The sequence below is a fragment of the Paenibacillus hebaui genome (assembly GCF_051934385.1).
GTDB lineage: Bacteria > Bacillota > Bacilli > Paenibacillales > Paenibacillaceae > Paenibacillus.
Map to the genome: position 1 here is coordinate 2,706,597 of NZ_CP196836.1, position 11,706 is coordinate 2,718,302.

Consider the following 11,706-nt stretch of genomic DNA (forward strand, 5'->3'; position numbering starts at 1 on the left):
ATGTGGAAGGTGCTGCTTGTGGAAGACGAGGTGTTTGTCCGGGAGTCCGTACGGGAGATTATTTCCTGGGAAGAGCTGGGCTTCACGGTAATTGGAGAGTCTGGTAATGGGATTGAGGCGCTGGAGATGATCCAACGAGACTCGCCTGATCTGGTGCTGACTGATATTGTGATGCCAGGTATGGACGGTCTTGAATTACTCAAACAGACTCGTCAGTCCGGCCTCTCGACCAAGTTCGTGATGCTGACTTGCATGGGTGAGTTTGAGTATGTTCGTCAGGCGATGGAATATGGGGCCTCCAATTATATTCTAAAGCTGTCCATGAGTGTCAATTCACTGCGCGATACGCTGCGTAAAGTGAGAACTGAACTGGATGCGGCGGCAGGAGCGAGTTCAGGTACGGTTGATAATCATGAAGCTTCGACTTCGCCGTCTACTTCTCATTCGATATTTAGCCCTGTACGTGAGCCAGTCGTGACCCACCCGGAGATTAGCAAAATTATTGAGTATATCGGACAGCATTACGATCAGGACATTACCGTCAAATCCATGTCACGTTACGTGATGATGGGTGAGAATTATGTCAGTGCATTGTTCAAAAAGAAAACGGGCCATACCCTGATTCACTATCTGCATGGGGTACGGATGGAAAAAGCGGCAGGCTATTTGCGCGAGACGGATTTGCCCGTGCAGGAGGTCGGTTATCGAGTCGGATTCGTGAGCGACAATTATTTTATCAAAATATTCAAGCGCTGGACTGGTTGCACGCCCAGCCAGTATCGTCACCGCTCGTGATCGACAGAATGAGTAGAAGGAATGTGTGTACCATCTGTTTTTCGAGATTAAGGTAAATCCGTATTTTTGTTCAGTTCGAATCGTGGATATGTATCTTATAAAGCAAGCAAGGTCCCTGTTACGATGAAACGGAAGGTATATTCACTTCAATTCAGGGAGGTCATGTGACCAGATGAGAATCAAACGAGGATTAACCGGAATTATCGTAGGCGTGTTGATACTTGGCTTGCTTGCAGGCTGTGTAGGAAAAAATGAGACGAATGGTGGAGAGAGCGGAGGCGGATCTGCTGAGGGAAAAGTGAAGCTGACGATGTGGGGGGCGGTGCCGCCCGAGAATGGTCCACAGGAAGTGGTGGATACCTGGAATGCGGAGCATCCAGACATTCAGGTGGAATATGTGCGGTTTGTAAATGATGACGACGGTAACCTGAAGTTGGATACGGCGCTGTCCACCGGGCAGAACGTTGATCTATATGTCAACTATACCCTCACGAATCTCGATAAACGCATCAAGGGCGGGACAGCGCTCGATCTGGGAGAGTTTAGTGACTACAATATTGATGAGAAAATGGGAGAAGACGCAGCTTCCTGGAAAGTAGACGGTAAATATTATGGTATGCCAACCAAGAAAAATGCTGCCTTCTTCGCCTTAAATATGAAAGCGCTTGATCAAGCCGGACTGAGCGTACCCACAGCCTGGACTTGGGATGAAGCCCGTGAATATGCGCTCAAACTGAAGACCGCTGGCTTCAAGTACGGATTGGTGCAGCATACCGCTTCTTATGTGGACCCGCTCGATTCCGTTCTAGTCAAGAATGGCTATGTTAAAGCGGATGGTACCTCTAACCTCGATGATCCATTAGTCACCAAATGGCTGGAAACGTTGAACGGAATGATGAAGGAGGATGCAACCACGCCACCACTTGGCGAGCAACTAACCTCCAAGATGCCGGTGGAAAACATGTTCCTCAGTGGCGAATCGGCGATGATCAACATTGGGGAATGGCTGATTCGCAGTTCGAACAATATGACGGAGTTTCCGCGGGATTGGAAAATTGCATTTGCACCTGTGCCAAGACTGACTGCACAAGAAGCCGACATGGTGAAAAGCGGAGGACTCGGTGATCTCATCTCCATTAATTCCAAGTCCAAAAATAAAGAAGCGGCTTGGGAATTCCTGAAATGGTACGCCGACGGGGGAATGATGCCGATGGCTGCGGGTGGCCGCCTTCCTGCATCGAATGCCGTGGACCAGCAGACAGCTATTGACCATTTGCTTGGCGACTATGCCGATTCTTATGACAAGGAATCACTGGAGTTCGTTTTATACGGTGACAAGACACCTACGTTTGTTCGCAGTATTGCTCAAGAGGTTATTGATCTGCGCGCTCAGGAATATGAAAAGTACTTCCTCGGCAATCAGACCGCAGAAGTTACCGTACAAAATATGGTCAAACGCCACAATGAATGGCTGAAGCAGAATCCTTAATTGAGGTGTAAGAAGACCTAAGGGGTGTCCTGAAAGGGACTTCCCCTTGCTCCAAGCTAACGAACCTACCGCATCTTAAGAGGTCGATGATTAAGGAATGCACATTTTAACAAACCTCAGTAACGTTATTCCGTCATAAAATGGCGTCAGAGCCTGAAAATCGACCCACTCGACGAAATAACGTCTCTGTGATTCGTTACATCTCAGAACTGAGCAAAGGGGAGTGAATAGGGTGTGCTCGATTCATTAGAACAAAAGAACGCTAACTAGGAGTGTCCCTCGTCATGCCTATGACTTACGGGACAGCACTTTAGGTATGATCAGGTCAGCTGGAATATTCCAGCTGGTCTTTTTTTGGCTTTAAATGAGTATCCGCATCAGGAACTGGATAGAACGATTCCATGCTTAACCCCTTTGAAGCCCTTAATAAAATGCGTATTTCTGTGATACCAGGTAGGGGGTTATGTTCCTTAAATGTTGGAGGACATCTTGGTATGCTTGAACCGAGAACAACAGTTGAGGAGTGGGGAAGTTATGAATAAATCCTGGATGAAGCGGCAGAGCAGGCTGGGTTATTTGTTTATCGGGCCCAATATGCTCGGAGTCCTGCTATTTTTTATTATACCAGCCGCATATTCGTTCTATCTTATGTTTACCGATTACAAATTTATGAGCCCGGAAACCCATTTTGTGGGGCTGGATAATATTCGTCGCATGTTGAATGATGAGCTGTTTGGGGTGGCGCTGCGAAATACATTTGTATTTCTGTTAGCGGTTCCGGTATCGATGGGGTTGGCTTTTATCGTGGCTGTGGCATTAAACAAATCCGTATATATGCAAAAAACGCTGCGCGCGCTCTATTTCATGCCCTACATCACAAGTGGTGTCGCAATCGCATTTGTCTGGATGCTGCTGTTCCAGCCGACGTCGGGGCCGATTAACGGTTTTTTGCGGGGAATGGGCATTACGAACCCGCCGGGCTGGTTATCTACCACGGAATCGTCCATGTATGCAATTGATATCATCTGGATCTGGTTTATGCTTGGCTACAACATGATTATTTATCTGGCAGCTTTGCAGGAAATCCCGGAAGAATTAATTGAGGCGGCACGGATTGATGGAGCCCGTCCTTGGCAGACTGTGGGCCGCGTCATTTGGCCGCTGGTAAGCCCAACCACCTTTTTGCTGCTAATCACAGGATTGATTATGACCATCAAGAACTTTGGCATTATTCAGGCGATTACTCAAGGCGGACCCGGGAACAGTACCACCGTGCTTTCGTTGTTTATATATCAGAATGCTTTCCGGTACTACGAGATGGGGTACGCAGCAGCCATCAGTTGGACGCTCTTCGCGATTATCATGATTTTCACTGTATTGCAGTGGCTAGGTCAAAAACGCTGGGTTCATTACTGAGGAGGAATCGTCATGGAGAAATCAACCGCTGCCAAATCGGTAGCGTCGCAGTCATATAAGATCCGTGCAGAGCCCTTGACTTATATTCGGAGAATCTTGATGACACTTCTTATGTCCGGTTGTGCACTGCTGATGATTATGCCTTTTATCTGGATGATCAGCACTTCGTTCAAATCACCTGCGGATGTTTTCACCTACCCGATCCAGTGGATTCCCTCCAGTCTGAATTGGGAGCATCATATCAAGGTGTGGAGCGGCGCGGATAGCTTCGTCACGTATTACCTGAACTCTCTAAAAATATCGTTAATCAGTACGGTCGGCGCTGTATTCCTCTCGGCTTTTGCCGCCTACGGGTTCGCGCGGATTCAGTTTAAAGGCAGGGAACCGCTGTTCCTGATCTATCTCTCGATGATGATGGTCCCGCCGCAGGTGCTATTTGTACCCAAGTTCCTGATGTTTGAATGGGTCGGAATCTACAATACGCACTGGGCATTGATTCTGCCCGGGATGTTCACCATCTTCGGTGTATTCATGCTGCGACAGTTCTTCCTCTCCGTGCCATCAGAGATCTCGGAAGCGGCGTTCATCGACGGTGCAGGGCATCTGCGGATTTTCTTCAGGCTCATCCTGCCACTGGCCAAGCCTGCTCTGGCCACGCTGGCCATCATCGATTTCTCCTGGCATTGGAACGATTATGAGAATGCACTGGTGTTCCTGATCGACAAAGACCTCTATACGGTGCCGCTGGGCTTGCAAAACTTCATTTTGGAGAACAACGTGGATTATAACGGAATGATGGCTGCTGCGACCGCAGGAATTATTCCCATGATTATCGTGTTTCTGGTAGGCCAGCATTATATTATCCAAGGCGTGGCGGGAAGCGCCGTGAAGGGCTGAGGAGCCGAAATCGTATACCCAACCCTGCTGCTGAACCGGGAGATCCTGGTGGCGCCAGGGTTTTATGTCGTGAGGGAGAAGTCCTTTTAGTTGAAATGATAAAGAAAGTAGACCGAGATATGCGCTTCTATTACAATAACTATAGTTATTAATGGGGAGGCGTAAAATCAGTATGATAGTGGTCGGAATCTTGGGTACGATTCATAATCAGGAGTTAAGAGAAAAGTATGGAAGTACTCTTTCGATTTACGAAGAGCTTATTAGAGAATTTAATCCAGATATGATATGTGGGGAAGTCCATCCCCAAAGTTGGAGCAAATATTTGAAGGACAAAAGTGAAAAAGGATATTGGGGAGAACCCGCAAGTGAATATTGGGAACTTATCTTTCCATTATGTGAAGAACGGAATATAGAGTTTGTACCTATTGATTGGTTTGAATTAGATGTCTGGAATAACTTTGATCCATTCAACGGTTGCTCTGATGAGAAACGTAAAGATTTAGAGAAGATGGATGGTGAATGGTTTTCAAAGCAAATGAATACACACGCATGTGGAGAGATTCCATTTAATTCGATTGAATTTGATGGGATTACGAAACAAAAATATGAATGGTTGGAGCAGGTGAATCCCGAAGCTCATAACTTTAGATGGGTAGTCCGAAATCAAATTATGATTCAACGTGTCAAAAATACATATCATTCAAATCGAGGCAAGAGAATTCTATGTATTGTGGGAGCAGATCATAATTACATTTTTAGCGAAGAGTTGATGAAAGAACCTATTGAATTGATCTATCCATTACGGTGATTTAAGGAGGGACATAAGTGCACAGCTTTATTTTGGAAAATACAAATCAAATGCCATTTCACACCGATATGCGAAGAGTATTTGAATGCTTTCAGGGTCAACTTTCAAATATGAATTGGTTGATTACGGATGTAGAGTATTATAAACAAATGCCGGATGAACATGACATGGATAATAATATAACCTACCCGTCAGATGCTTTGGAGAAGGATGTGGTCTGGATTGAGGGGGAGGAACTTACTAAAATTCTCTACGGTAATGACATTCAATTTGTTTGGGCTGTTTTTTCAGGATTTCATAAAGACATCAGGATCAATCTCGAAGAGTTGGAAGAAACCCCGTATGCCGACGGTAATCCTGGTTTTTGGATTTCAGATCCAAAGATTCAGCATCCATTAGCCGAGATTGAAATCGTTTGTTGGGACAGTTCATTAACTTTATTCTTTAGTAGAGAAGAACCATTTGCCAATACTTTTTCTACCTATTTTACCGATGCCATTGATCTTAGGGCATATAACAATTCATAATCATATTTGTGAAAGCATAATTCGATTTATAGATGGAGGAGATCCTATGGAAACTAAAGTAATCACATTGCCTGCTTTTCATGTAATAGGATATAAAGTTGAAGCGACTGTTGAAGCATTTGAATCGGGTCTTGGCAAGAGCTGCTATCATAAGCTTGTTGAAAGAAAACATGAAATTCAACACAGGAAAAATGAAAATATTATGTTGATTCAGATTTATCCAATGAGCGAGGATTTCAACGCGAAGGTTGATAAGTTCACACATCTAATAGGCTATGAAGTAAGTAACCTGGGGGTTGTTCCATCAGAGATGATAAGTCACAGGGTCCCTGACAGCGACTATGTTACATGCACGCATCAAGGGTATGAATCAGAGATTGGTGATACATACGATTATGTATATGGACAGTGGATCTATCTGACGGGACATGCACCGAAGGATTATGATTTTGAAATCTGGGATGAACGGTATCAACCGGAAAGTCCCAGCAACGAGATTGATATATTTGTAGCTTTACAATAATTATTTTGGATTTATATGACTTTTTTTAAAAGGAGGAGGCCGCCGTTGAAAATATTAATAGTTGTTCTTTTCTTATGTTTAGGTGTCTTCGTATTCTTTCCTACCTTTTTTCCGGGTTGGATTTTTATGTATTTGATCGGAGTGGGCATGGGAATATTACTTCTTGGTTTGGGATTGTTTCACAGGATGAAGGTAATAAAAAACATAGTGAAGCGAATATTTTTTAAGTGTTCTTATATCATTGTGGGTATCAGCTTGATATTATTTTTTTTTCCTTATGCAGTGTCAAGTATTCGGGATATAGGCCCATATCTCTTTAAGGAATATGAGACAACGAAGGGCATTCCAACTAAAATATCATCCATGGGCAAGAAATGGAGAGAACAAACGATCGAAATAAATCAGATGGAATTGATTAATACTCTGGACATTGCTTGGGAGGATCAAGATAAAAAAATGGAGATTAAGTATCTACCCAGATCCAAGTACGTTATGAGTATTAAAATAATAGAGTAAGTTGATGTTCTAACAGTAGACACCCAAGAAATAACTTAAATTGAGCTGTATCTTTCCTCAATACAGTTGCGCCTATATCATATATAATAGAACAACATATGACTCTGTATGACTACATAAACTCGCGAGGTGTACCTGACTTATGCCAACCATCTATGACTTTACCGTTACCAAGACTAGTGGAGAACGATTTCCGCTCTATCAATATGAAGGCAAGCCAGTGCTGATTGTGAACACAGCAAGCAAATGTAAATACACGCACCAGTTCGATGACATACAGAAACTGTATGACCAATATCAAGAACAGGGACTTCAAATTATCGGTTTCCCATGTAACCAGTTTGCTGAGCAAGAGCCAGGAAGCAGTGAGGATGCTGAATCCTTCTGCCAGATTAACTATGGCGTGAAATTTCCGATGTTCTCCAAAATGGATGTCAATGGAGAAACGGCGCACCCGTTGTACGACTTTTTGAAAAAGTCGGGTCCTTTTGCAGGCTTTGATGAGTCGGATGTGCAGGCTAAACTGTTGAAGTTAATGGTGGCTGATAAAGCACCACAATGGTTACACGGAGATGCGATCAAATGGAATTTCACCAAATTCCTAATTGATGCTGAGGGTAAAGTGGTTAGACGTTTTGAACCTGTCGATTCTATTGACGAGATTCAGGCAAGTATTAAACAGCTTTTATAGTTTTCCTTTCATATATTCAAAGGGGCATTGACACGTACCGTCCCTCTCTTCTGAACAGGAGGTGCATGAATGTGCCAAACATGATGCAATTTAGTGCTCCGCTGGAATATAGCTACCGCTCCACCAGTATGTATGACCCGGGAATGTCGGACGGATTTCATTCCCATCCACATTACGAGGTTTATTATTTTCATGATGGAGAGTGCAGCTATATTATAGGGGACCGGGTTTACAACCTCGAGCCAGGGGATCTGGTCCTGATGCATGGCATGACTCTTCATCGGCCACATCCGAAACCGGGCAGGCTTTATGAACGAACCACATTGCATTTCGATCCGTCTGCACTTCGCAGCAGTTTACACCCAGACCGAATCAGTGAGGTGCTGAAGCCGTTCGAAGAACTGAGAAATTGCCGGATCAATCTAACTGGAGATATTCGCTCCGATTTTGAATCCCTGCTGCTGAACTTCCATCAGATCTCCTTAAATCCGGGCAACTTCAGACAGGAGCGCATGAATGTTCGATTGTGTGACCTGTTATATTTTGTGGCAGACCTCTGCGAAGGAAATGTGGACGAGCACCGTCCTTCATCGGATCGGGAGCGGCATGTGCAGCATATCATCCGTTATGTGGATACCCATTATATGAAGGATATTGGGCTCGATGATCTGGCTCAGGAGTTGCATCTGTCTAAGCCCTATCTGGCAGGTATGTTCAAAGAAATGACAGGATTAACGATATTCAAGTATCTGTACGATCGTCGTATCAATCAGGCAAAGCTGTTATTCCAGTTCCAGCCTGATATCAGTGTAACGGAGGCGAGTCGATTGTCAGGGTTCAAACGTCTATCCCATTTTAGCCGGATCTTCAAACAAAGTGTGGGATGTCCGCCTGATCTGTATCGCACCCGTTTGCATCGCGAACCATAGAAATACAGCCCTTGAATTAAGAGGACGAGCAGGTGCTGCCCGCCAGGGCATGTTCATTGAAGTCAGTCCCCCTGCAACAACTAAATTAAAACATGTGCATGAAGCCGACCAGACACTAGGGTTGGCTTTTTGGTCTTTCGACCCGTTCACTGCATGGATGGTTTCTTTCAACATGTGGTGCAGGAGCTGTGTGTTTAGAAGACAGGTAGAAAAGGTAAATAAGGGTAATGAAACCAGAGGAGGCGTAGAAGAATGACAAACCGCACACCGGGTCAGAATAATAACGATATAGATAAGGAACGTTCCCATGATAATCCAGAGCAGTATAAGACCGAGAAGGAAAGTTTGTTTGACCAATACGAAGAAGAACAGACAGTGGACCCCATACCGATGGAAGACTTGAATATGGAGAAGCAAGAAGAGAAGAATAAGGATCAGACCAAGAGTAATTCATCCTCTGAAGAAAAGTATCGGGCCGATTATCGTAAGTCACAGGAATAAGGCTTCGAAAGGAATATAATGTAAATCGCTAGATGTATAATAAATAAAAATGTACATTTAGTGAAAATAAAACAGTTTGTTGACTAATGTATGTTACTATATTATAGTTACTAAAGTTAGTACAAAGAATAAACAATCTCAGGAGGCGAATATTAATGTCTACATCTTTCTTTGACGCGTTGAAAAACAGAAGATCTTATTATGGAATCAGTAAGGAATCCACTATTTCGGATGCCAAAATTCAGGAAATCGTAGAAGAAGCAGTGAAATACACGCCAACTTCATTCAATTCTCAAACATCCCGTGCCGTTGTATTGCTCGGTGAACAACATGATACATTGTGGAATCACACAGAAGACATTTTGCGTGAAGTGGTTGGCAACGAAGAAGCCTTCCAATCTACAGCAGAGAAAATGGCCGGATTCCGCAGCGGATATGGTACTGTACTCTTCTTCGAAGACAATAATGTGATTGCACAGCTTCAACAAAATTTTGCTGCTTATGCGGATAACTTCCCGATCTGGGCGAACCAGTCCAACGGCATGTTGCAACTTGTAATCTGGACTGCTCTGGAGCAAGAAGGTCTGGGCGCTTCCCTGCAGCATTACAATCCGTTAATTGATGAGAAAGTTAAACAAGAATGGAACATTCCTGAGAACTGGAGACTGATCGCTCAAATGCCATTTGGTAAACCAACGGCAGCACCAGGCGAGAAAGAATTCCAACCGATTGAAGAGCGTGTAAAAGTACACAAGTAAGCATTGGACATTAATCTTAAAGCACAGCTTTAAGTCGTGATCTATAGAGCGGATGATGCGATTCATCCACAACGAATTTCCCAATATTTAACCACATACGGCCTCGCTTCAATTTGATACGATGATGGTAGATCGTACTCTAATGAAGCGAGGCTTTTTAATGTGAATAATAGAATAATGGAACGAATCCGACGAGTATCGGCAGCTGCATTCGGTGTGTTAATACTCGGAGGATCAATGGCAGGATATAGCCCCACTGCTCAAGCTGCGTCAGTACAACAACATTTTCAGGATACGAACACCAGTTATGCCAAAGATGCCATTTCACATCTGGTGAACGCAGGAATCGCTGCTGGTACCTCCGAGCATACGTTTGAACCGAAAAAAACGGTAACTCGTGCTGAATTTGCAACTTTTGCAGTGAGATTGCTAGGTTTGAAGGCGGTCAAAAATAACATTAATCCCTACAATGATATTAGCATCAATGCATGGTATTACGGTAACGTTGCGGCCATGACGAATCTTTCGATTCTTGAGGGCAAGGGGCAGGGGACATTCCAGCCGAATGCTTCTATTACTCGGGAGGAGGCTGCTGCACTGCTTGTGAGGATGTTGAAACAACCGGCCCAATCAACAGGTATCTTATCCTCAACCTATTACGACGCAGCCGATATTTCGGGCTGGGCGCGTCCTTATGTTCAGACTGTATATCAGCTTGGACTGATGCGAGGCAGCGATGGTATGTTTCGTCCGCATGATCAGGTGACACGGGAAGAGGCAGCGGTAATGCTGGATGCCATATTGCAAAAGAAAATATGGTCAGACCAGTTGAAGAGTTCGGATCAACTCGGCATTCAACTGGGTTGGCAGTATAACTCCACTACTGCCGAATTCAAGAAGCAGGTGGAACAGTCTGAAGTAAACACACTGGTTCCCCGCTGGTTCTTCCTGAACAGCAGCATGAAGGTTACGGATCACACGGACACGGCACTGTTATCTTGGGCAGCTGCTACGGACAGACAGATATGGCCACTGCTTGGCAATCGCTCTAACCCGGAGCTTACTCATCAGATGTTATCCAGTTCAGCCAACCGAACGGCAGTGATCTCACAGGTTGCTGCGTATGTGAAGACATATAAACTGGACGGTATTAATGTGGATTTTGAAAATGTACTGCCTGCTGATCGTGAGGGACTAACTGCATTTGTTACCTCATTGACGAAGTCTTTGCACGCACTGGGAGCCGTTGTATCTGTGGATGTATCCCCTGATCTGGGGACGGACTGGACGGATGCCTTTGATTATGCAAAATTGGGCGCCGTATCCGACTACATGGTGCTGATGGGATATGAAGAACATTGGAACGGTGACCCGCAAGCGGGGTCTGTGGCATCTCTTCCCTGGGTAGAGAAGGCACTGGATAAGATGCTCACTGAGGTAGTGCGAGCCAAAATCATTATGGCGCTTCCGTTGTATACACGGGATTGGTCTTCCGTAAATCCAGCAGCGAGTTCTTGGGACATTACTCTCGCAGAACAAGGGGTGCGTGCAAGTGCTTCGGGTTCCGTTAGACGATGGGATGCGAGTCTTGTTCAATATATAATCGGGTACTCCAGTAAAGGTACGCCAAGATATATATGGGCAGAGGACAGTCGCTCTTTGTCTGCCAAAGTGCTGATGAGCGAGCAACGAAATATTGCGGGATTTGCCTACTGGTATATGGGCGGAGAGACGGCAGACGTATGGAACGCTATTTCGAACGCCTCGCGATTTGAATCATATATTTTCTAAATATTCCAAAATTCTAATATAGCTTCATTCATTTTCCGGCATAATAACCTGATCTTATATCAACC

13 protein-coding genes are annotated in these 11,706 nt (G+C 44.6%); all 13 read left to right on the forward strand.

All coding sequences use genetic code 11. The features are described 5' to 3' along the window. The 13 genes from ACR32F_RS12515 (at position 1) to ACR32F_RS12575 (ending at position 11,641) form a co-directional block, all read left to right on the forward strand. Positions 1-795, forward strand: coding sequence for a response regulator transcription factor (locus tag ACR32F_RS12515; RefSeq protein ID WP_440118995.1), 795 nt, complete (start codon positions 1-3; stop codon positions 793-795). 172 nt (positions 796-967) lie between these two features. Continuing rightward, a complete protein-coding gene (locus ACR32F_RS12520) occupies positions 968-2,284 on the forward strand; it encodes an ABC transporter substrate-binding protein (protein WP_440118996.1) in 1,317 nt (438 codons plus the stop codon). Positions 2,285-2,818: 534 nt separating this feature from the next. Further along, complete coding sequence (locus ACR32F_RS12525; RefSeq protein ID WP_440118997.1) at positions 2,819-3,700, forward strand: carbohydrate ABC transporter permease; 882 nt, start codon at positions 2,819-2,821, stop codon at positions 3,698-3,700. Between the two features lie 99 nt (positions 3,701-3,799). Further along, entirely contained in the window at positions 3,800-4,597 is a 798-nt protein-coding gene (locus ACR32F_RS12530; protein WP_440119810.1) for a carbohydrate ABC transporter permease, read from the forward strand. Between the two features lie 172 nt (positions 4,598-4,769). Next, complete coding sequence (locus tag ACR32F_RS12535) at positions 4,770-5,405, forward strand: hypothetical protein (protein WP_440118998.1); 636 nt, start codon at positions 4,770-4,772, stop codon at positions 5,403-5,405. A 17-nt stretch (positions 5,406-5,422) separates the two neighbouring features. Continuing rightward, the gene (locus tag ACR32F_RS12540) at positions 5,423-5,932 is read left to right on the forward strand and encodes a hypothetical protein (RefSeq protein ID WP_440118999.1); all 510 of its coding nucleotides are present in this window, start codon (positions 5,423-5,425) and stop codon (positions 5,930-5,932) included. 46 nt (positions 5,933-5,978) lie between these two features. Continuing rightward, on the forward strand, positions 5,979-6,455 hold the full coding sequence (locus ACR32F_RS12545; protein ID WP_440119000.1) for a GyrI-like domain-containing protein: 477 nt from the start codon (positions 5,979-5,981) through the stop codon (positions 6,453-6,455). Between the two features lie 45 nt (positions 6,456-6,500). Further along, positions 6,501-6,971: a hypothetical protein gene (locus tag ACR32F_RS12550; protein WP_440119001.1), complete on the forward strand. Its 471-nt coding sequence runs from the start codon at positions 6,501-6,503 to the stop codon at positions 6,969-6,971. 142 nt (positions 6,972-7,113) lie between these two features. Next, positions 7,114-7,662 (forward strand): glutathione peroxidase, encoded by a 549-nt coding sequence (locus ACR32F_RS12555; RefSeq protein ID WP_440119002.1) that lies wholly within the window; start codon positions 7,114-7,116, stop codon positions 7,660-7,662. A gap of 80 nt (positions 7,663-7,742) precedes the next feature. After that, complete coding sequence (locus ACR32F_RS12560) at positions 7,743-8,591, forward strand: AraC family transcriptional regulator (RefSeq protein WP_440119812.1); 849 nt, start codon at positions 7,743-7,745, stop codon at positions 8,589-8,591. 252 nt (positions 8,592-8,843) lie between these two features. Further along, entirely contained in the window at positions 8,844-9,092 is a 249-nt protein-coding gene (locus ACR32F_RS12565) for a hypothetical protein (protein ID WP_440119003.1), read from the forward strand. Positions 9,093-9,247: 155 nt separating this feature from the next. Then, a complete protein-coding gene (locus ACR32F_RS12570; RefSeq protein WP_440119004.1) occupies positions 9,248-9,850 on the forward strand; it encodes a nitroreductase family protein in 603 nt (200 codons plus the stop codon). A 162-nt stretch (positions 9,851-10,012) separates the two neighbouring features. Continuing rightward, positions 10,013-11,641 carry an S-layer homology domain-containing protein gene (locus tag ACR32F_RS12575; protein ID WP_440119005.1) on the forward strand — a complete coding sequence of 543 codons (1,629 nt, stop codon included), beginning with the start codon at positions 10,013-10,015 and terminating at the stop codon, positions 11,639-11,641. The last annotated feature ends 65 nt before the right edge of the window (positions 11,642-11,706 follow it).